Source organism: Mycobacterium sp. 23 (genome assembly GCF_048287075.1).
GTDB lineage: Bacteria > Actinomycetota > Actinomycetes > Mycobacteriales > Mycobacteriaceae > Mycobacterium > Mycobacterium gordonae_B.
Genome location: NZ_JBLVUX010000005.1, coordinates 6,121,552 through 6,142,847, shown reverse-complemented (window position 1 = coordinate 6,142,847; position 21,296 = coordinate 6,121,552). Strand labels below are relative to the sequence as shown.

The 21,296-nt window shown below is 67.1% G+C and carries 17 protein-coding genes and 1 pseudogene; 7 read left to right on the top strand and 11 right to left on the bottom strand.

Features of this window, described 5'->3' with window-relative positions:
• The first annotated feature begins 184 nt into the window (after positions 1-184).
• The 3 genes from ACNQS7_RS29465 to ACNQS7_RS29455 are packed head-to-tail and all read left to right on the top strand — an operon-like array spanning position 185 to position 2,257.
• Complete coding sequence (locus ACNQS7_RS29465) at positions 185-1,213, top strand: PE domain-containing protein (RefSeq protein ID WP_418015324.1); 1,029 nt, start codon at positions 185-187, stop codon at positions 1,211-1,213.
• Positions 1,210-1,407, top strand: coding sequence for a hypothetical protein (locus ACNQS7_RS29460; protein WP_418015323.1), 198 nt, complete (start codon positions 1,210-1,212; stop codon positions 1,405-1,407). The genes ACNQS7_RS29465 and ACNQS7_RS29460 overlap by 4 nt, the downstream gene beginning before the upstream one ends.
• 31 nt (positions 1,408-1,438) lie before the next feature.
• Positions 1,439-2,257 carry a class I SAM-dependent methyltransferase gene (locus ACNQS7_RS29455; protein WP_418015322.1) on the top strand — a complete coding sequence of 273 codons (819 nt, stop codon included), beginning with the start codon at positions 1,439-1,441 and terminating at the stop codon, positions 2,255-2,257.
• Here ACNQS7_RS29455 and ACNQS7_RS29450 read toward each other — a convergent pair.
• Together ACNQS7_RS29450 and ACNQS7_RS29445 are read right to left on the bottom strand one after the other, a co-directional pair.
• On the bottom strand, positions 2,224-4,008 hold the full coding sequence (locus ACNQS7_RS29450) for an ABC transporter ATP-binding protein (RefSeq protein ID WP_418015321.1): 1,785 nt from the start codon (positions 4,006-4,008) through the stop codon (positions 2,224-2,226). The two genes, ACNQS7_RS29455 and ACNQS7_RS29450, sit on opposite strands and share 34 nt — an antisense overlap.
• Complete coding sequence (locus tag ACNQS7_RS29445) at positions 4,005-5,777, bottom strand: ABC transporter ATP-binding protein (RefSeq protein WP_418015320.1); 1,773 nt, start codon at positions 5,775-5,777, stop codon at positions 4,005-4,007. Before ACNQS7_RS29445 ends, ACNQS7_RS29450 begins: the two co-directional genes overlap by 4 nt.
• Positions 5,778-6,063: 286 nt before the next feature.
• Here ACNQS7_RS29445 and ACNQS7_RS29440 point away from each other — a divergent pair, with 286 nt between their 5' ends.
• Together ACNQS7_RS29440 and ACNQS7_RS29435 are read left to right on the top strand one after the other, a co-directional pair.
• A complete protein-coding gene (locus ACNQS7_RS29440) occupies positions 6,064-7,677 on the top strand; it encodes a PPE domain-containing protein (protein WP_418015319.1) in 1,614 nt (537 codons plus the stop codon).
• Positions 7,674-9,101 (top strand): PE-PPE domain-containing protein, encoded by a 1,428-nt coding sequence (locus ACNQS7_RS29435; RefSeq protein ID WP_418015318.1) that lies wholly within the window; start codon positions 7,674-7,676, stop codon positions 9,099-9,101. The genes ACNQS7_RS29440 and ACNQS7_RS29435 overlap by 4 nt, the downstream gene beginning before the upstream one ends.
• 20 nt (positions 9,102-9,121) lie before the next feature.
• Here the strand turns inward: ACNQS7_RS29435 and ACNQS7_RS29430 are convergent, their stop codons facing one another.
• The gene (locus ACNQS7_RS29430; RefSeq protein ID WP_418015317.1) at positions 9,122-9,682 is read right to left on the bottom strand and encodes a DoxX family protein; all 561 of its coding nucleotides are present in this window, start codon (positions 9,680-9,682) and stop codon (positions 9,122-9,124) included.
• Positions 9,683-9,753: 71 nt separating this feature from the next.
• Positions 9,754-11,265: a flavin-containing monooxygenase gene (locus ACNQS7_RS29425; RefSeq protein ID WP_418015316.1), complete on the bottom strand. Its 1,512-nt coding sequence runs from the start codon at positions 11,263-11,265 to the stop codon at positions 9,754-9,756.
• Positions 11,266-11,395: 130 nt separating this feature from the next.
• Between ACNQS7_RS29425 and ACNQS7_RS29420 the strand changes: the two genes are divergently transcribed.
• A complete protein-coding gene (locus tag ACNQS7_RS29420) occupies positions 11,396-12,604 on the top strand; it encodes a PucR family transcriptional regulator (protein ID WP_418015315.1) in 1,209 nt (402 codons plus the stop codon).
• Positions 12,605-12,865: 261 nt separating this feature from the next.
• Positions 12,866-14,020 (top strand): hypothetical protein, encoded by a 1,155-nt coding sequence (locus tag ACNQS7_RS29415; RefSeq protein ID WP_418015314.1) that lies wholly within the window; start codon positions 12,866-12,868, stop codon positions 14,018-14,020.
• Here ACNQS7_RS29415 and ACNQS7_RS29410 read toward each other — a convergent pair.
• The 7 genes and pseudogenes from ACNQS7_RS29410 to ACNQS7_RS29380 form a co-directional block, all read right to left on the bottom strand.
• Positions 13,999-14,280, bottom strand: a pseudogene (locus tag ACNQS7_RS29410) (adenylate/guanylate cyclase domain-containing protein); the annotation flags it as partial. The gene ACNQS7_RS29415 and the pseudogene ACNQS7_RS29410 sit on opposite strands and share 22 nt — an antisense overlap.
• Positions 14,281-14,470: 190 nt before the next feature.
• Positions 14,471-15,292, bottom strand: a complete 822-nt coding sequence (locus ACNQS7_RS29405; RefSeq protein ID WP_418015313.1) for an HpcH/HpaI aldolase/citrate lyase family protein — start codon at positions 15,290-15,292, stop codon at positions 14,471-14,473.
• Entirely contained in the window at positions 15,289-15,843 is a 555-nt protein-coding gene (locus tag ACNQS7_RS29400) for a MaoC family dehydratase (protein WP_418015312.1), read from the bottom strand. Before ACNQS7_RS29400 ends, ACNQS7_RS29405 begins: the two co-directional genes overlap by 4 nt.
• Positions 15,840-17,006, bottom strand: coding sequence for an acyl-CoA dehydrogenase family protein (locus ACNQS7_RS29395; RefSeq protein WP_418015311.1), 1,167 nt, complete (start codon positions 17,004-17,006; stop codon positions 15,840-15,842). Before ACNQS7_RS29395 ends, ACNQS7_RS29400 begins: the two co-directional genes overlap by 4 nt.
• A gap of 6 nt (positions 17,007-17,012) precedes the next feature.
• Positions 17,013-19,007, bottom strand: coding sequence for an acetyl-CoA carboxylase biotin carboxylase subunit (locus tag ACNQS7_RS29390; protein WP_418015310.1), 1,995 nt, complete (start codon positions 19,005-19,007; stop codon positions 17,013-17,015).
• Between the two features lies 1 nt (position 19,008).
• Complete coding sequence (locus ACNQS7_RS29385) at positions 19,009-20,586, bottom strand: carboxyl transferase domain-containing protein (RefSeq protein WP_418015309.1); 1,578 nt, start codon at positions 20,584-20,586, stop codon at positions 19,009-19,011.
• Complete coding sequence (locus ACNQS7_RS29380) at positions 20,583-21,230, bottom strand: CoA transferase subunit B (protein WP_418015308.1); 648 nt, start codon at positions 21,228-21,230, stop codon at positions 20,583-20,585. Before ACNQS7_RS29380 ends, ACNQS7_RS29385 begins: the two co-directional genes overlap by 4 nt.
• Between the last annotated feature and the right edge of the window lie 66 nt (positions 21,231-21,296).

Here is a 21,296-nt window from a genome sequence, read left to right as displayed (position 1 = left end):
CCGGTGCAATTGGCCCCATCCTCGCCGCGGATACCGAGGCAAACACCACGCGTTCGATCAAACTTCCCGCTTGACAACACGCCCGGCCCGCAGCAGATTACTACATGCGAATCATATGCAAGAAGTCCCGATGTGGTTCCGCCGGCCAACGCTCGTCACCTCTGGGAGCTCAGGAGACCAACGAATGTCGTATGTGATCGCAGCGTCGCAACTGGTGCACCATGCGGCCCACGAGCTGGCCGGCATCGGCACGTCGCTGGCCGACGCGGCCGCGACCGTTGCCGGGCCCACGACCGGCATCGCCGCGGCGGCACAAGACGAGATATCGGTCGCGATCGCCGCCTTGTTCCGTGACCTCGGCCGCGAATTCCAGACCGTCAGCGCTCAGACACAGTCATTCCATGCGGAATTCGTCAACTCGATCAACGCCGGCGCCGCGGCATACGCCGGCGCCGAGGCCGGCAACGCCCGTGCGGTGCTCACCGCCGCCGCGAGTCCAGGTGGCATCGAACCGCTATCCAGATGGACCGCGACCCTGGACGCCACCGCCAGCAATGCCCAGACCGTAGTCGGAGCCGCGCCGGCGAGCCTGAACACGTTGGCCGGCGGCATCTCCACCGGGCTTCGCCAACTTGCGACCGACCCGACGGCATTCTTCGGAAACCTCCGGACCGCGGCGCAATCCGTGTTCCTGGTCGGCGCACCCCAAGATGTCGCCTCCGCCGTCGTCCAGCACACCCTGGGCGGGGTCACCCAGGCGACCAACGGAAGCGTTACGCCTCCGGAGATCGTTCCCATCAACGACGTGCATGTCCAGCTGTACGAAGGGCTGGTCGGCCTGGCGGATTTCCAGACCGGGTCGTCCGGTTTCGAGCAGGCCCTGGTGGCCGGCCTCACCAATTTCGCCGCATCGCCGGCCAGCGGTGTGCTGCTCGGTGCGGTCGGGCCGTTCGTCAGCCCCGCTGTGGCGCTGTGGAATACCGCGGGGTCCGTCTTCGCCGACCTCACCGGTGGCTCGCCGGTCGCAGCGTTGGGTCATCTGATCAATGCACCGGCCAACGTCGTCGACGCCTTCTTCAACGGCGCCACTCTGAACCTGGACGCACTCGCTCCGACGTTCGACCCGTTCGTCACGTCGGGATCGGCAGGGGGGAACGACTCGACGGTCTCAGCTTCGCCTTCGGCGGGCTGTTCAGCCCGGGCGAGGTGGTGACGGGCGCCAGCGGCCCGATGTACTACGGCACCGGCGGGTCCATGCTCAACGCTCTGGGATTGCAGTTCAGCTTCTTCCCGCCGGACGACTTCGCCGGCGGGAGCCTGAATATCCCCGCCATTCCGGTGGGTCCGATCGGCGCCACCGCGGGTCTGATCAGCATTCTCGGACATGCTCTGGGCGGCACCCTCTGATACCCGCCCTGATAACTGGCATGGTGAGTTCATGAGGAGGGCCGCTCCGGACCTAGGTGAGGTCCAGGAAACACTGCTGATTCCGCTCTACGCCCGAGCCTGTGACGCCGCATCCCGCCGCCCGGTGCTCGGCGACCGCCGGGCGCGCGAACTCGTCGAGTCCATCGACTACGACTTCAGCGGATTCGGCGGTTCGTCGTTATCCGGGTCGGTGTACCGATCGTCGATTTTCGACGGCTGGGCGGCCCGGTTCATCGGCCAGCACCCGGGCGGCACGGTCGTGGAGATCGGCACCGGACTGAACACCAGATTCGACCGGCTGGACAATGGCCGCATCCACTGGTTCGACCTCGACCTCCCCGACACCATCGCCTTGCGCCGCAGGTTCTTCAGCGACAGCGAGCGGTGCACGATGCTGGCGGGCTCCGTGCTGGACACCGACTGGTTCGACGTGGTGGCCGCCTCCCCCGGGCCGTACCTGTTCCTCAGCGAAGCCGTGCTGATCTATCTCAGTGGCGACGACGTGCGTCGCGTTCTCACCCAACTCGCGCAACGCTTTCCAGGCTCCTTGCTGGCGTTCGACACCGCTGGACAGCGGATGGTGACCGGGCAGGACCGCAACCGGTCGCTGGCGAAGGTGAAGGCTCGGCTGCGATGGGTCTGCGACGATCCACATGACGTCGAGCCCTGCGGCCTGAAGCTGCTCGACACTCGCACGCTGGCCAACCCGCTGCCCGAGATTGCCGAATCCTGGCCCCGGGCAAGGCGGGTGGGCATGTCGGTGTTGGCGCGCCTGATGCCGTCGATGGTCAACACCTACAAATTCAACGTGTTCAGATCCGTTACCTGAGGCTCGGCCCGCAGTGCCCAGCCGCGGGCCTGAAGACGCTCCCGCCAGAATCGGGCATAGGTGCCGCCCTCGGACAGTAGTTGGTCATGACGGCCGCGGGCGGTGATGCAACCGTGGTCCAGCACCAAGATCTGGTCGGCTGCCATCACGGTCGAAAGCCGATGCGCGACAACGACAACGGTGCGGTCGTGGGCCAGCTCACGAATGGCGTCGGCGATTGCCGCCTCGTTGACGGCATCCAGCGCGGCGGTCGCTTCGTCCAGGAGCACGATGGGGGCGTCCTTGAGCAGCGCCCGGGCGATGGCGACCCGCTGCCGTTCGCCGCCCGACAGTGCCGAGCCTCCCTCGCCGACCCGGGTCTCCCAGCCCTGGGGCAGCCGGTCGATCACCTCGTCCAACCGGGCAATGGCCGCGACGCAGTTGAGTGCGGTGTCCGTGGCTCCCGGAGCGGCCATCCGCAGGTTGTCGGCAATGGTCCCGTCGAAGAGGTAGACGTCTTCGAAGACGTGGGCGGTCAGGTGCGCAACCTTGCTGGTGCCGAGTTGACGCACGTCGCGGCCGCCGATCAGGATGCTGCCGTCGTCGACGTCGAAGAACCGGCCGATCAGGCGCAGCAACGTGGTCTTTCCCGCCCCGGATGGGCCCACGATGGCGGTGAGACCGCCCGCCGGAATGACGGCGTCGACGCCGTCAATGACGGTTTCCCCGTCGCGGTAACCGAACCGCACACCGCGCAACTCGACGCCGAAGTCCAGGGGTGCCGGACCTTCGGTCTCGGGTTCCGGGAGGGCCGGCACCGCAAGCAGCTCACGCACCCGGACGATCGCATCCGCGGTCACCTGCACGTGCCCGGCGAGATCGCCCAGCTGAGAGATGGGATCGATCATGCGCAGGGTGATGATGAGCAGGCCGATCATGGTGGGTAGCGCCAGCTCGCCGCGCAGCGTCAACATGACGGCGAAGGCGATGACGGTCGTCACGACCAGCTGCATGGTGCCGAAGCAGGCGATCAGCCCCCATGCACCGCGGATGGTGAGCCTTGACTGCGAACGTTGTTGCCGGGTGAGAGCTTCCTCTAGTGTGCCCAGCTCCCGCCGGCCCAGAACGCCGTAGGCCCGCAAGGTGGGTTGCATGCGCGCGTACTCGACGATTCGTGACGCGGTGGCACCGATATCGTCCTCGTAGTCGCCGTCGTTGCGGTGCACGATGCCCATGAACATGCGCACTGACAGGGCGCACAACGCGGCGCCCACGGTGAGCGACAGACCGATACGCCAGTCGCTGAGATAGCTGCCGATGATCAGGGTCAGCGGCGCGCTCACCCCGACGATGACGTGCCGGAGCAGATGGGACGGGAAGTCCGCGACGTCGATCGCGTCTTTGGCCACCAATCGTCCGACGGGCCCGGTGCGGTCGGGCCCGAACCAGCCGATCGGCAACCTGGCCAGATGGTCTCCGATCCGGGCGTGAAATCCGGTCAGTGCGTCCGTGCCGACCAGATAGCCCAGTGACGTGCTCCACGCCAGCAACACGTGATGGATCGCCACCGTGACCCCGATCGCGGCGACCGCGCACCAGAGCTGCCCGTGATTCGTGGGACGACCGACGACGGCGCCGATGAGCGGGACGACGAACAGGAAACCGATGCCTTGCAGAATCCCTTGCGCGCCTTGCAGTATCAGCATCGTGCGCAGTCGGCGGCGCCCGCGGCCGTCGAGCAGTTCGAGCAGGTAGCGGATCACGGTGATCATCGCCCTGCCTCCAGTTGCTCGACGACGCCGCGTTCGGCGGCTCTTTCCTGCTGCCACAGCCGGGCGTAACATCCCCCGGCCGCCAGTAGGTCGGCATGTCTTCCCGATCCGACGATCCGCCCGCGGTCGAGTACGACGATGGTGTCGGCGCCCCGGATGGTGCTGAGCCGGTGCGCGATCACCAGGACCGTCCGGTCCCGCGCGACCTCACTGAGTGCCTCCTGGATGCGTGCCTCGTTCTCCGGATCGGCGCTGGCCGTTGCCTCATCGAGCACCAGAATCGGGCGGTCGGCGAGAATCGCACGGGCGATGCAGACACGTTGCCGTTCGCCGCCGGAGAGCGCCGCATCCTCACCCACCACGGATTCCAATCCGCGTGGCAACTCCTCGATCTTCGACAGGATCTGGGCCCTGGCGGCGGCCGCGCGCACCTGCGAGTCGTCGGCCTCGGGACGACCTAGCCGGATGTTGTCGCGGATGCTCATGCCGGACAACAGGTGTGACTCCTGAAAGACGAATGCCACCTGCCGGTAGAGCTCGGCGGCAGCAATCCGCCGCAGGTCCACTCCGTACAGTTCGACCGAGCCCGAGCAGGGGTCATCGAACCGGGGCAGCAGCTTGGCCAGAGTCGACTTTCCCGAGCCGGAGGGACCCACCAGCGCGGTGAGCGTGCCGCGTTCCAGACGAAGGTCGATTCCGTTGAGGGCCAACGTGTCACCATAGGTGACGCACACATCGTGCATCCGCACCACCGGCCCGGGCGTCGTCGGATCCGGTGCCACCGGTTCGCCCAGCGCCGGGAGTTCCGGGGTGGCGAGCAATTCGCGGATTCCGCGGGCGACTTTCAGCGCGGTGACCAACGGGTGTACGGACATCAGCACCGTCATCCACCCCGCGGTGATGACGGTGCCGAAAACCAGGAAGGCTATGAAGTCTCCCGGCCTGAGATCGCCGTCAGCGGTCAGAATTGCGCCGGCCGTCGCGACTACGAGCAGGATGCTCGGTGGCGAGAGCATGATCTCCGCCGTCACCCCCGCCACGCTGGTGGATTTGGCCCAGTCGAGAAAGAAGTGCGCGAAGGCCCGGGAAACCTCCCGGAATCGGCGGCTCGCCGTGCCCGGCGTGCCGAACGCCTTCACCACCCCGATGCCGTTGACGAGTTCCACTGCCGCGCTGTTGAGGCGAACCAGCCAACCCATGAACTCCGGATACTTGGTACCGGCACTGGCCATCGCCCGTTGGTACGCGGCGAATCCGGCGACGACCGGCAACAGCGTCGCCGATGCCATCCGCCAGTCCAGTGCGAACAGGTACACGAACGCCACCACGGGCGGCACCGATGCGGCGCTGAGTTCCACGATCGAGTGCGCGACGAGGCGATGCAGCGCCGCCACATCGTCTTCCACCGCCTTCTTCACGATGCCGGAGTTGCGATCGCTGAACCAGGCAAGTGGGACCTTGGCGAGTTTTACCAGGAGTTCACGGCGGATCCGAAACGACACTTGGATGTCGGCCAGATGGGTCAACACACCGGCAGTCAAGACACCCAACTGTTTTGCCGCAAGCGCCGCTGCCGCCACGATGATGATCGGCCACACGTCGGCATCGCCCGCGAGCAGTCGTCTGCTCACTTCCACGACGGCGAGCAGCGGCGCCATCCCGGCCAGCGAACTGAGCGCCGACAACAGGCCGCACGCGACGAGTGTCGCTCGCGCCGGCCTGAGAATTTCCGGCGGTGCAGCGGTGTTCGGTTCAGTGTCTTCTCGCACGCCTCTCCTCAGTCGCGACCAACCTGCTACGGCCCGACCCGTAATGGTGCGCTACGGCAGCGACTTCGGCATCCGGGTCCGCAGCGGCAACCTTTGCTAGCGCGGTCAGTCGCACCTGGGTTACGCTAGCGCCTGAAGTCCTACATGCAAACACTTCGCAAGATTGCTAGGGTCGCCCGGCGGCAGGAATTCCGCCCTCCGGCATCGTTAGCGCGAGCAGAAAGCTGAGTGGCGCTATGACGATTCGGCTCTTCCCTCGGAGGTATCCGATTGTGTCTAACTGGCATTGACCGCGCCGGTATGGATGGCGTTCCCACCCGAGGTTCATTCGGCTTTGCTGAATAGCGGCCCTGGGCCGGGCCCGCTGCTGGCAGCGGCCGGTGCATGGAATCACTTGAGCACCGAGTACATCGCGGTCGCCGAAGAGTTGTCGGCGCTCGTGGCCGCCGCGCAGGCGCAGTCATGGCAGGGTGCTGCCGCCTCCTCGTATGCGGCGGCCAACGCACCGTATGCGGCGTGGCTGACCCGGGCGGCCGCCAACGCCGCCGCGACGGCAGCTCAGCACGAAACCGCGGCCGTCAGCTACGCCACCGCACAGGCGGCGATGCCGACCCTCGGCGAGCTGGCCGCCAACCACGCCACCCACACGGTGCTGCTGGCAACGAATTTCTTCGGCATCAACACCATCCCGATCGCGCTCAACGAGGCCGACTACGTCCGCATGTGGGTTCAAGCCGCCACCACAATGACTGTCTACCAGGATGTTTCGACCGCAGCCGTGACCGCAGCCCCGCCCACCGAGGCGGCCCCGCCCATCGTTCGGGCCGGCCCGGCGGCAGCCTCGGCCGACCCGCTGTCCTCGCTGACCGAGTTTCTGACACAGGTCGAGCAGATCTTCAACCGCGTCGGGGGCGGGGGCAACCAGTCCCTGCTGGACTACCTGCTCAGCGTCCCGCCCGGGACGGATCCGCTGTCTCTGATTCTCAACGACATCTCGGTCGCCTCGTCACCAACCACCGGCTACCCGGCCCTGTTGCAGGCACTTGTCGGTGCGGCCGGTAACAACCCGGCACTGATCGCCGCGGCCTACGCCTTCGGCGGAGTGGCCATCGTGTACGACGTGACGATTCAGGTCATCCAGTTTCTGGTGACCTTCCCGCTGTTGGCGGCGGGCCTGGCCCCCCTGCTGGCCGGCCCGGCGCTCGCGGGCCTGGCGGCCGCCGGCAGCGTCGGAATCGCGGAGGTGGCGGCCCACGTGCACGCGGGCGCCGAGCCGGTCCCGATTGGGCCGACCGCCCCCGGCGTGAGCCCGGCTCCGACGACGGCGCCCGCCGGGACAGCGCCGGCGCCGGCCGCGGTGGCCCCGGCTCTCGCACCGGCCGCACCGTTGCCCGGTCCCGCACCCGCACCCGCGGCACCCGCCGTGCCGGGTGCACCACCTTCGGGCGGCACCCCCGCCGGTCCCTTCCCGTATCTGATGGGCGGGTCGGTCGGCATGAATTCTCCGGCAGTCACCAAGGCCAGCATCAAGCGAAAGTCTACGGCCGCCGAGATCGCCGAAACTCCTGCAGCTTTGGCCGCCCCGGCGCAGGAGAAGGCGCGAGCGCGCCGGCAGCGGCGCGCCAAAATCGAAGAGCGCGGACGAGGCTATGAATACATGGACCTGGACGATCAGGCCGGACACGGTCCCGGCGCCGCGTCCAGCACGCCTACCAGGGCCTCGGACCGCGGAGCGGAACGACTGGGCTTCACCGGCACGGCCCGCCGGCCGGCCGCTGTCGCTGCCGACGCCGCGGGGTTGACCATGCTGGCCGGCGACGAATTCGGCAGTGGCCCAAGCACACCGCTGATGCCGAGCACCTGGGCGCCCGACGAGTCCGATGCAGCGGGGTCACGATGAGCGGGACGGCATTGCCGGGTGGCGGGTCGCTGCTCGACGTAACTCCCGAGGCACTCGCGGCGGCAACGTCGGATCTGGAGCTGATCCGTGTTGCGCTGGACTCGGCGAACGCGGCGGCAGCGCGGCACACCACCCGACTGATATCGGCTGCGGCTGACGAGGTTTCGGCGGCGATCACCACGTTCTTCACCGCTTACGGCCAGGAGTTCCAGGCACTCAGCGAGCGGGCCAACGCGTTTCATCAGCACTTCGTTCGGACGCTGGGCGCGGCGTCGAATTCATACCTGAGCGCGGAGGCGATCAACGCATCGACGCTCGCCGGCCCACTGAGTACCGGCGTCACCACCTTGATCATGGGCGGCACCGGTAACCCCACCCCGAATGCCGCCTACCTCAACAACATCTACAACGCCTACATCGCCCCGCTGATCGCGCCGCAGTCGGCCATCCCGACCGGATTGACCACCCCCGAGCAGGGCTTCCCGCTGACCGGCCTGAACAGTCTGACCTACGACACGTCGGTCGCCCGGGGACTCGAGATCTTGAAGCAGGCGATCGCCGCACAACCATTGGGCACGCACACCGTCGCGTTCGGCTTCTCCCAAAGCGCCAGCATCATCACCGAATATCTGAAAGGCATTGCCAACGGCTCGATCACCGGGCCGCCCCCGGCCGACCTGAGCTTCGTACTGGCCGGCAACCCCAACAACCCCAACGGCGGGCTGTTCCAGCGCTTCGTCGGGATGTACCTTCCTGGCGTCAACGAGACATTCAGCGGTGCGACACCGGACTTGGCATACAACACCTCGATTTACACCATCCAATACGACGGTTTCGCCCACTTCCCGCGGTACCCGCTCAACCTGCTGGCCGACGCCAACGCTCTGGCCGGCATGTACTACGGCCACCTGAGTCCGGCTCCCGCGTACGAAACCCTCACGCCCGCACAGATTGCGTCGGCGATAGTCGCGCCGGTGTCTCCCGGGGCAACCGGCAACACCACCTACTACATGATTCCGAGCCAGGACCTGCCACTGCTGCGGCCGCTGAATCTGCCACAACCGGTGCTCAACCTGATACAGCCGCCCCTGCGGGTGTTGATCGACCTGGGGTACGGCGATATCGGCGGCGTCAACACCGAATACGCGAACCTGCCCACTCCGGCCAGCCTGTTCCCGGTGATCAATCCGGTCAACGTCGGCAGCTATCTGGTCAAGGGAACCGTGCAAGGCATTCAGGCCAACCTGGTGTGGGCGGGTGTGCTGCCGCAGACATACCTGCCCGACACCTATCCCTACGTCGCGTCGTTGCACCCGGGACTCACCGTCAACCTCGGCCAGCCCAGCGTCACCGCGGTATCCGCGGTGACGACCGGGCTGGGCACGCTGCTGCGCGCGCTGAACATTCCGCCCCTGACGGGCTGACCCGCGGCGCGCCGTCCCCGTCAGCGAACCCCCGCCGGCTCTTTCGCGACGTCTGTGGCTTCCGCCGATCCGCGACCACGCCGCCGAGCGCGCAACGCGTCAACCGACCACGGGCCGGGCCCGACGATGAGCAGGAACGTCACCGTCAGCAACTGGGCGTACTCGGAGCGCACTTCATGCAGCACTGCCCAGAACCCGGTCTGTGGAGGCACCGGAGGCAAGGGCAGCGGCGACACCCCGAGGAAGATGGCGATCTTGGTGGACAGCATCGCGACGATCATCTCCACGATGAAGGGGATGCTGATGAAGCGGGTGAACAAGCCCAGCAACAACAGCACTCCGCCGGTGATCTCAAGCAGCCCAACGAAGTTCGCGCTCAACTCCGGGAACGGGATACCGATCTTGGCGAAGCGCCCGACGCCCTGGTTCGGGAGCACGAACTTCAAAATGCCCTCCCACAGAAACACTCCCCCGGCCATCAGCCGGATCAGCAGTGTCGCCGCGGGCGCGTCGGTGGGCGGATGAGCAAGCCAGTGCCACAGTTTCGCCGGTGGGGCTGGTTGGTTGTACAGCGTCGTCACGGTGATCCTCCACGTCGATGGGCCCGCCCGTCGCGAGCCCGTCAACATCTAGGGCCGTGGGTTACAACCCCTTACGCCGGAACCGCCTCGGGGCTGCGCACGTCGGCCGACCTGGTCAGCCTCAGGGCCGAGTCGACGACGCCGTCATTGCGCAACGTCTTGACGTCGGTGTAGTAGCTCATCGACGTGAGCCACGGCTGACCGGCACCCTGCCGCGGGAACTGGTGCACCGCGCGCTGGACGTAGCCGGCTCCGAAGTCCAGCAACGGCCGGGTCTCCATGCCCGGGTCGTCGAGCACGGGGCGGGCGGTGTCGAAACCGCTGGCGTCCATGTACGCCAGCAGCCGGCACAGGTGTTCGCACAGCAGACCGACCTTGAGCGTCCACGAGGAGTTGGTGTAGCCGATCGCGTACGCGAAGTTGGGTACGTCGGACAACATCATGCCCTTGTAAGCCACATGGTCGGGCAGGTTGACCGGCGCCCCGTCGACCGTCAGAGACATGCCGCCGAACGCCTGCAGGTTCAAACCCGTTGCGGTGACGATGATGTCGGCGTCGAGCTCCCGGCCGGACTCGAGCAGGATGCCGTTCTCCGTGAACGTCGCGATGCGGTCGGTCACCACCGACGCGCTTCCGTTCTTGATCGCTTTGAACAGGTCGGAGTCGGGCACCGCGCACAGCCGCTGGTCCCACGGGTTGTAGGTGGGGCTGAAGTGTTCGTCGACGGGGTAATTCTCCGGAAGCTGCCTGGCATTGAGGTAGCGGATGGCTTTTCTCGCCAGGACCGGGAACCGCTGGCAGAACTCGAAGACCGCACGCTGCTGAAGGATGTTCTTGCGGCGGGCCAGGGCATAACCGCGCTTGCCGCCGAACAACTTCTGCGCCGTGTTGGCGATGACGTCCTTCGACGGCACCGGCATGATGTAGGTCGGTGAGCGCTGCAGCATGGTCACGTGCCCGGCACGTTCGGCCATGGCCGGCAACAACGTCACGGCGGTAGCGCCGCTGCCGATGATGACCACCTTCTTACCGGTGTAGTCAAGGTCCTCGGGCCACTGCTGAGGGTGCACGATCTGGCCGGTGAAGCGCTCGCGGCCCTCGAAGTGCGGCGTGTAGCCCTCGTCGTAGCGGTAGTACCCGCCGGCGCAGAACAACCAGTTGGCGCTGATCTGTGTCCGGGCCCCGGTGTCCGTCTGCTCGACGTCCACCACCCAACGCGCGTCGGCGCTCGACCAGGACGCACCGTGCACCTTGTGGTGGAACCGGATCTTGCGGTCGATGCCGTTCTCGGCGGCCGTCTCGCGCAGGTAGGCGAGGATCTTGTCCGCGGTTGCGATGGCGTCCTCGTCGCGCCACGGCTTGAACTCGTAACCGAAGGTGTGCAGGTCGGAGTCCGAACGAATTCCCGGGTAGCGGAACAGGTCCCAGGTGCCGCCGGTGGCGGCGCGTGCCTCCAGGATCGCGTAGCTGCGAGCCGGGTGTTCGCGCTGCAGGTAGTAGGCGGCCCCGATGCCGGAGATGCCGGCTCCGACGATGAGGACGTCGACGTGCTCGATGGCGGTGTCTACGGCTGTGTAGGACATGAGCTTGGCTCCTGACGCAGGTGAACTGTTGCATTAATGGTGGCGATCGCGAGGCCTCGAACCAAGAGAAGATCTGCCCAAATCACCTGAACCCGTGGTGCACATTGCACCACTAAATTACGGTGGCTAAATGTCCTGGAAACGTCCGTCGGAGCCGGTCAGGGAGCTGATTCGGCAATGTGCGCAGATCACCGTCAACCCGCGAGCTGAATGGCTGGAAGAACTCGACGCCGAGGTGCTCGCGGCCAGCCCCGCCATTGCCGCCGATCCGGAACTCGCCGCAGCGGTCAGCCGCAGCAATCGGGCGAACCTCTACTTCTGGGGGGCGGCCAATGTCCGCGATCCCGGAGCGCCGGTACCTCCCAACACCGGGCCCGAACCGATGAATATCGCGCGCGAGGTGGCGCGTCGTGGGCTCACCGCGTTCACCCTCGACGCTTATCGCGTCGGTGAAGCCGTGGCATGGCGCCGATTGATGGAGATCGCCTTCGAGCTGACGTCAGACCCGGCCGAACTGCACGAGTTGCTGGACGTGTGCTCCCGGTCGATCAGCGCGTTCATCGACGGCACCCTGGCGGGCATCGCCACCCGGATCGACCGGGAACTCGACGACCTGACCCGTGGGACCCACGCGGAGCGGCGTGAAACCGTGGCGCTGATCCTCGATGGCGCCCCCATCACCCGCAAGAGAGCCGAGGCGCGTCTGGGCTACGCCCTGACCGGCCCCCATACCGCGGCGGTCATCTGGAGCGACGACCCGGCGGGCGACATGGCCCGCCTCGACGCGGCCGCCGAGGCGCTGGGACAAGCCGCCAAGGTGCGGCCACTGACGATCCTCGCCAGCACCGCGACTCGTTGGGTGTGGGTGCCGGGCAAGTCCATAAACACTGTGGCGCTGGGCAATTCGATCGCTGCCATGTCCGATATCCGGGTCGCGATCGGGCCGTGCGCCGAGGGCATCGATGGATTTCGGCGCAGCCATTTCGACGCGATCACCACTCAGCAGATGATGGCGCGTCTGCAATCACCGCAGCGCGTGGCGTTCTTCGCCGACGTGGAACTGGTGGCGCTGATCACCGGCGACACCGACCGCGCCACCGAGTTCGTCCACCATGCGCTCGGCGAGCTGGAAGCGGCGGGTAGCGAACTACAGGAATATGTGCGGGTTTTCGTCGACGAGCAGTGCAACGCGTCCCGCGCTGCAGCGCGGCTGTTCACCCACCGCAACACCCTGCTCCGCCGCTTGGCCCGCGCGGACGAACTGCTACCCCGGCCCCTGGCCGAAAACAGCGTCAACATCGCCGTGGCGCTGGACGTGCTGCGCTGGCGTGGCAAGTAGTCGGGCGTCTGGCCGGCGAATTCAGCGAATTTCGCGAATCCCCTGCGGGCGCGGCATCGAGCCGCTAGTGTTCGTTTCAAGGTCGGGGGACCAAAACGTCAGGGGTCGGGGGACCCTAAAATTCAACACCGTTCAGCGGTGCAGCATGCGCATCAGGGGTGTGCTTGATCGGGCAGTCGTCCGGCACTGGTAACGCCGTTGGGACAAGGAGTCGAACCGCGCCTAGTGCCCGGTTCGGCCGCGCAGTGGGATGATAACGACGTGGCTGACGGCGAAATCCCTTCAGACGGCGCCGGCGCGCCCGAGCAATCGGCGCCCGTCGAGCAACCCATCCTCGCGCCGCCGGTGAGCGGGACCGAGAAGACAACGTGGAAAACCCTGTTCGCCGCGCTGCCCGGGCACCTCGCCGCTGGGTTGAGCCACCTCGGCCAGTGGCTGAATCACCTGGGGCGGTGGCTGGCCCGGCTGGGCAGGCGCCTCGCGCGGCTGGCCGAGGTCAAACCGACTCCGCCGCAGAAGCTCGCCCTGCTCGGCGGGCTGGCTGCGATCAGCATCTTCGGCGCCCTCGCGTTCCCCGCCAATCCCATCGGGCAGGCGTGCGTCATCGCATTTGTCCCCGGACTCTGCATCGCCATCGGCATCTTCGGAACTCGCTGGCACACCCGCCAGGGAGTCGACCAGCACATGCTGAAGGTCACGCAGACCGCCATCCAGGAAACCCAGCAGTTGCGAAGATCGGTCCACTACGTCGACGACCGGCTTTCGGCCGCGCAGAATCACCTCGAAAGCGGTAACGGCGACGGCGCGCTGATCGAGGTGGTGCGCGCCAAGGTCGCGACGGAATTGTCCTTGGGTGCCGCGAAACCGGTTTCCCCCCAATGGGGTTCGGCACTGCCGGTCGAGGCGCTCGACGGAAGCCGACTGATCAGCGGCAGCGTCGCTCGCGTCGAAGATCAATACACGTTGATCATCAACCGTGGCTTGGTGCACGGCGTGCAGCCCGACATGGTCTTCGCGGTGCTGTCAGCCGCGGGTGACCCGATTCGCGATCCTGAGACGGGTGAGGTGATCGGAGAGCTGCCGGCCGAGAAGCTGCGCGTCAAAGTGGTTGACGTGCAACCGAAGTACTCCCGTGCGGTGACGTTCCGGACATTCGCACCCACCGACGTCGGGTATCCGGCGCTGGCCGGATCCGCCCGCGGCGCCTCCGGTCCGGCGGATGCCGGGGCCTTCGACTTCATCGACGAGTCGATCAGCCGGATGCTCGAAGCGGAACTGGCGGAGCCGGTTTCCGCGCGCGAGACGATAGCCAACGCGAAGTCACTCGCGCGCAAAGACGTGCCGGTGCGGCCCCACGCCATTGTCGATATCGGCGACCGGGTTCAGCAGGTAAGTCAGGTCGCAAGAACCGGGTAGAGCACGTGGCTGCCGCGGAGCCCTTTGAGTTCGACCTCCCTGGGGGTGCCCAGCACGATGTCGGAATCCGCTGAGACCGCCTCCCGCACCGTCTCGCTCACCAGGATTTCTCCACCGTCGGCCTGGCCGGCCACCCGGGCCGCCATAGCCACGTTGCGGCCGAACAGGTCGTCGCCCCGCCGCACCGACTCGCCCATGTGGAGGCCGATCCGCACCCGGATGTCATCCCACCGCTCGGGGTCCGACCGCAGCGCGCGCTGCGCCACACCGTCCTGATCGCGAGTGGGGCGACTCCCGGCCGTCGTCGACGGCGCGGCCTGTTCTGCCCTATTCGCCGCAGTGCATTCCTGGCACCGCGCAGCTTGTTCCGGGACACGACGAGTACGACGAACATCGCGATCAAGCAGGCGAACTCGACCAGGGCGACGAGCGCCCAGAGGATCGTGGCGCTCACTGCGGGTAAGGCTCCCCCGCCCGCCGCAGCATCGCCTCCGCATGCCGCAGCACCGGGGAGTCCACCATCTGCCCTTCGAACGCGAAAACCCCGCGCTCGGTCTTGGCCGCCTGTAACACCCGGCGCGCCCAGTCCACCGTTTCGTCGCTGGGACGATAAGCCTTGCGCACCACGTCAACCTGACTGGGATGGATACACACGGTTACGTCGAAGCCCACCGCCACGGCATCGACAGCCTCCGTCTGCAGGCCCTCGATGTCGCGGATGTCCAGGTGCACCGCGTCGAGCGCCAGCCGGTCAAACGCGTTGGCCGCCAACAGGGTTGTCGAGCGAACGTGACGCGCGACGTCGCGGTAGGTACCGTCCGCGCGCCGGCTGGAGCTACCGCCCAGCGTGGCGATCAGATCCTCGGCACCCCACATCATCCCGACAGTGCGCTCGGCTGCGGCGATCTCGGCAGCGAACAACGCTCCCCGCGCCGTCTCGACCAGGGCGATGACATCGCGCGGCGCCAGGGCCGCCACCTGGGCGGCGGACTCGGTCTTGGGCAACATCACCGTCGTGTAGGCGGTATCCGCCAATGCTTCCAGGTCACGCGCCTGGTCCTCGGTGCCGGCCGCGTTGATCCGCACCACAGTGCGCTCCGGGTCCAGCGGCGTGTCCCGCAGCGCCTGGCGCGCGGCCGGCTTCTCCGCGGCCGCCACACCGTCTTCCAGGTCAAGGATCACCACATCGGCCGCCGCGGAAGCCTTGGTGAACCGCTCAGGACGGTCGGCCGGGCAGAACAGCCATCCCGGCCCCGCGTCACGCAGGCTCATGACGGGCGCCTCTGCACCAGCGTGGTGCGAACCGCTTTCGCCACGACGTCACCGTGCTGGTTGCGTCCGGTGTGCTCCAGCGTGACGATGCCTTCGCCGGGGCGGCTCTTCGACTCCCGCTTGTTGGTGCACACGGTCTCGGCATAGAGGGTGTCACCGTGAAACACCGGCTTGGGAAAGGACACCTCGGAGAAGCCGAGGTTGGCGACGATGGTGCCCAATGTCAACTGCGCGACGGACAGCCCCACCAGCGTGGAGAGCGTGAACATCGAGTTCACCAGCCGCTCACCCCGAAAGCCCGGTTGTTCGGCCGCCCAGGCCGCATCCAGGTGTAGCGACTGGGTGTTCATGGTCAGCGTGGTGAACAGCACGTTGTCGGCCTCGGTGACGGTACGGCCCGGCCGGTGCAGGTACGTCGTGCCGACCTCGAACTCCTCAAACCACAAGCCGCGCTGGACGATCCGCTTCGACTCGCCGACTGTGGAATCTGCGACGCGACTCGCCGATACAGCGTCGCCAGATTCACTCTCGGCGGGTGTCCCCGCCGTCATGACAGCCCCAGCGACCGGGCGATCAGCATCAACTGCACCTCGGTGGTGCCCTCGCCGATTTCCAGGATCTTGCTGTCCCGGTAGTGACGGGCAACGGGGTACTCGTTCATGAACCCATAGCCGCCGTGAATCTGGGTGGCGTCCCGGGCATTGTCCATCGCCGCCTCCGAGGAGACCATCTTGGCGATCGCGGCTTCCTTCTTGAACGGCTTGCCGGCCAACATCTTTGCCGCGGCGTCGTAGTACGCGGTGCGAGCCACGTGGGCTCGGGCTTCCATGCGGGCGATCTTGAAACTGATCGCCTGGTAAGAGCTGATCGGCTGGCCGAACGACTGCCGCTCGTTGGCGTACTTGACGCTTTCGTCGACGCAGCCCTGCGCCACCCCAGTGGCCAGCGCGGCGATCGCGATGCGGCCCTCGTCGAGGATCGACAGGAAGTTGGCATAACCCTTGCCGCGGGTGCCCAGCAGGTTCTCCTGCGGGACACGCGCATCGTCGAAGGTCAGCGGATGAGTGTCCGAGGCGTTCCAGCCCACCTTGTTGTAGGTCGGCTCGACGATGAATCCCGGTGTGCCGTTGGGCACGATGATGGTCGAGATCTCCTTCTTGCCGTCGGCGATACTGCCCGTGACGGCGGTGACGGTCACCAGTGAGGTGATGTCGGTGCCGGAGTTGGTGATGAACTGCTTGCTGCCGTTGACGATCCATTCACCGCCCTCCAGGCGGGCCGTGGTGCGGGTGCTGCCGGCGTCCGAGCCCGCGCCGGGTTCGGTGAGCCCGAATCCGGCCAGTGCGCGCCCCGCCAGCAGGTCGGGCAGCCACTGCTGCTTCTGCTCCTCGGTGCCGAACCGGTAGATCGGCATCGCGCCCAGACCGACGCCGGCTTCCAGGGTGATGGCCACCGACTGGTCGATCTTGCCGAGCTCCTCCAGCGCCAGACTCAGGGCGAAGTAGTCACCGCCCATGCCGCCGTACTCCTCGGGGAAGGGCAGGCCGAACAGCCCCATCTCCCCCATCTTGGCGACGACCTCGTAGGGAAAGCTGTGCTCCTCATCGTGTTTGGCCGAGACCGGCGCCACCACGGTGCGCGCGAAGTCGGCCACTGTGTCGCGGAGGTCCTCGTATTCCTTCGGAATGGTCCCTGCGGGAATCGTTGTCGTCATGATTCGCTAATCCTTGCTTTCTGTTGCTTCTTTGGTGGCCGGGACCAGGCGGGCCAGCACCTGGTCGACTGTCACCTGGTCACCGACGGACACCAATACCTCCACCTGCCCGGAGACGGGTGCCGCCAGGGAGTGCTCCATCTTCATCGCCTCGACGACTACCACCACGTCGCCCTCCGAAACCTCGGTGCCCGAATCCACCTGCACCGCAATGACGCTGCCCGGCATCGGGCTGACGACCTCGGCCGGACGCTCGCCCGCGGCGCGGTGAATCTTGTGTTCCTCGGCCTCGCGGATGTGCCAGGTACCGCGCTCGTCGGCGATCCACAGATGCCGATCCGCCTCGGCCCACCGGTACTCCCGGCGCACACCGCCGAGCACCACGCTCAGTCGGCCCGACTCGAGTCGCGCACTCGCGGAGACGGTTTCACCATCCCCGACCTGAACCTCGGCCGCATCCGGCAGGCCCCACACCGAGACGGTCTCGGTGCGCTGCGGGGTGCGCATCGCGGTGCGCACCGGTGCGCTGTCCGCACCGATCCGCCATCCGCTCGGAGCGGCCCACAGGTTGCCGCGACCCCGCCGTTCCAGGGCCCACTGGACATACAGACCGCCCGCGGCGAACACATCGTCGGGTGCCGGCAGCGGCTCAAAATCACCGAGCCGCTCGTCCAGCAGCGCGGTGTCGAGGTCCCCGGCCTGCACCCGTTCGTCGGCGAGCAGAAAGCGGAGAAACTCGATGTTGGTCTGTACACCCAGCACCGCGGTCTTCGACAGCGCCTGATCGAGCCTCGCCAGCGCCTGCGCCCGGTCCGTCCCGTGCGCGATCACCTTGCTCAGCATCGGGTCGTAGTCGCTGCCGACCACCGTGTCACTCAACAACGACGAGTCCACGCGAACGCCGGGACCGGACGGCTCGACGACCCGCAGTACCCGGCCGCCGGTGGGCAGAAATCCGCGCGCCGGATCCTCGGCGTACACCCGGGCTTCGATTGCGTGTCCACGCAATTCGATGTCGTCCTGCGCGAACGCCAGCTTCTCGCCGGCGGCCACCCGCAGCTGCCACTCGACGAGGTCCAGACCGGTCACCTCCTCGGTGACCGGGTGTTCCACCTGCAGCCGGGTGTTCATCTCCATGAAGAAGAACTCGTCGGGACGGTCGGCGGAGACGATGAACTCCACGGTGCCGGCGCCGACGTAGTCGACGCTGCGTGCGGTGTCGCACGCCGCGGCGCCGATCCGCGCCCGGGTCGCTGGATCCAGCAGGGGTGACGGCGCCTCTTCGATCACCTTCTGGTGGCGTCGTTGCAGGCTGCATTCGCGCTCGCCGAGGTGCACCACGTTGCCGTGGGTGTCGGCGAGCACCTGAACCTCGATATGCCTGGGCCGCAACACAAACCGCTCCAGGAACAGGGTGTCGTCACCGAACGCGGAGGCGGCTTCGCGTCGTGCGCTCACCAACGCCTCACGCAATCGGGCGGGGTCCTGCACCATCCGCATGCCTTTGCCGCCACCACCGGCGGACGGCTTGACCAGCACCGGGTAGCCCACGTCGTCGGCTGCGGCGATCAGCTCGTCATCGGTCAGGCCCGGCCGCGCGATCCCGGGCACCACCGGCACGTCGAACGCCGCGACCGCGTTCTTGGCGGCGATCTTGTCGCCCATCACCTCGATCGCGCGCGCCGGCGGCCCCAGGAACACCACTGCGGCCCGGTCGCAGGCAGCGGCGAAATCCGCGTTCTCCGAGAGGAATCCGTACCCGGGGTGGATCGCCTGCGCCCCGGTCTGCACCGCAGCGTCGACCACCTTCGCGATGTCGAGATAGCTTTCCCGCGCCGGCGCCGGCCCCAGCCGTACCGCGCAGTCGGCTTCGAGCACGTGACGGGCATCGGCGTCGGCGTCGCTGTAGACGGCCACCGAACGGATGCCCAGCCGGCGCAGCGTGCGGATCACCCGTACCGCGATCTCGCCGCGGTTGGCCACTAAGACAGTGTCAAACATGTCACATCCGGAAGACGCCGTAGGAGACCGATTCCAGCGGGGCGTGGGCGCACACCGAAAGTGCGAGTCCCACAACCGTTCTGGTATCGGCGGGGTCGATGATGCCGTCGTCCCACAGACGGGCGGTCGAATAGTAGGGGTTGCCCTGGTCCTCGTACTGCGCGCGGATCGGCGCCTTGAACGCCTCTTCCTCCTCTGGCGACCAGGGCTTGCCGGAGGCCGAAAGCTGTTCACCGCGCACGGTTGCCAGCACCGAGGCGGCCTGTTCGCCACCCATCACCGAGATGCGCGCATTCGGCCACATCCACAGGAACCGCGGCGAGTACGCCCGCCCGCACATTGAGTAGTTGCCTGCGCCGTAGGATCCGCCGATCACCACCGTCAGCTTGGGGACCCGCGCACACGCCACAGCGGTGACCATCTTGGCGCCGTGTTTGGCGATTCCGCCCGCCTCGTAATCGCGGCCGACCATGAACCCGGCGATGTTCTGCAGGAACAGCAGCGGGATCCGGCGTTTGTCGCACAGTTCGATGAAATGCGCTCCCTTGACCGCGGATTCGCTGAACAGCACGCCGTTGTTGGCGATGATGCCCACCGGGTGGCCGTGGATGTGCGCGAAGGCGGTCACCAGCGTTTTACCGTAGTTGGCCTTGAACTCGCTGAACTGGCCGCCGTCGACCAGGCGCACGATCACCTCATGGACGTCATAAGGCACCCGCGGGTCCGGGGGCACCACGTCGTAGAGCTCGGTCTGGTCGAACTTTGCGCTCACCGTCGGCGCGATGTCCCACTGCGCGGGTTCGCGAGGGCCGAACGTGGCCGCGATCGAACGCACGATCCGCAGCGCGTCCTCGTCGTCCTCGGCCAGGTGGTCGGTGACACCGGACACCCGGGAATGCAGATCCCCGCCGCCGAGTTCCTCGGCCGTGACGATCTCGCCGGTGGCCGCCTTCACCAACGGCGGGCCGCCGAGGAAGATGGTGCCCTGCTCGCGGACGATGACGGCTTCGTCGCTCATCGCCGGCACGTAGGCGCCGCCCGCGGTGCACGAGCCGAGCACCGCCGCGACTTGCGGAATTCCCCTGGCGCTCATGGTCGCCTGGTTGTAGAAGATCCGGCCGAAGTGTTCGCGGTCGGGGAACACCTCGTCCTGGCGGGGCAGGAAAGCGCCGCCGGAGTCGACGAGGTAGATGCAGGGCAACAGATTCTGCAGCGCGACCTCCTGGGCGCGCAGGTGCTTCTTGACCGTCATGGGGTAATAGGTGCCGCCCTTGACAGTGGCGTCGTTGGCCACGATCACACACTCGCGGCCCGACACCCGCCCGATGCCGGTGATGATCCCCGCGCCGGGGGACTCGTCGCCGTACATGCCGTTGGCGGCCAGCGCGGCCAGCTCCAGGAAGGGGCTGCCCGGGTCGAGCAGACGGTCCACTCGTTCCCGGGGCAGTAGTTTGCCGCGGCTGACGTGCCGCTCGCGGGCGCGCGCGTTTCCGCCGAGGGCGGCCGCGGCGAGTTTCTCGTTGAGGTCGGCGACCAGCCGGCGGTGCTCGTCGGCGAAGGACGGGGCGATCGTCGTCACCGCGTCACCAGGTCCGAAAGAATAAGCGGCGGCTGGGTTTTGGCGAGCACCTCGTCGACCGAGACATCCGGGGCGGTTTCGATGAGGTGCAGGCCGTCGTCGCATACGTCGATGACCGCCAGTTCGGTGACGATCCGGTTGACGCAGCCCACGCCGGTCAGCGGCAGGGTGCAGCGCTCCAGGATCTTGGGGCTGCCGTCCTTGGCGGCGTGCTCCATCATCACGATCACCTTGCGGGCGCCGTGCACCAGGTCCATCGCGCCGCCCATACCCTTGACCATCTTGCCGGGGATCATCCAGTTGGCGAGGTCGCCGGTGACCGAAACCTGCATGGCGCCAAGGACAGCCACGTCGAGGTGGCCACCGCGGATGACCCCGAATGAGGTCGAGGAGCCGAAAAACGACGCGCCGGGCAGCACGGTCACCGTCTCTTTGCCGGCGTTGATCAGGTCGGCGTCGACGTCCTCGCGCCGCGGGTAGGGCCCGACGCCCAGGATCCCGTTCTCCGAGTGCAGCACGACGTGGACGCCGTCGGGGATGTGGTTGGGGATCAGCGTAGGCATTCCGATCCCGAGGTTGACGTACTGGCCGTCGGTGAACTCCGCGGCGATCCGGGCCGCCATCTCATCTCTGCTCCAGGTCACTTGGCGCCACTCCCTTCCCTCGCGAACGTGAAGCAGGCTTCACGTTCGGCGTCGAGCGTGCAACCA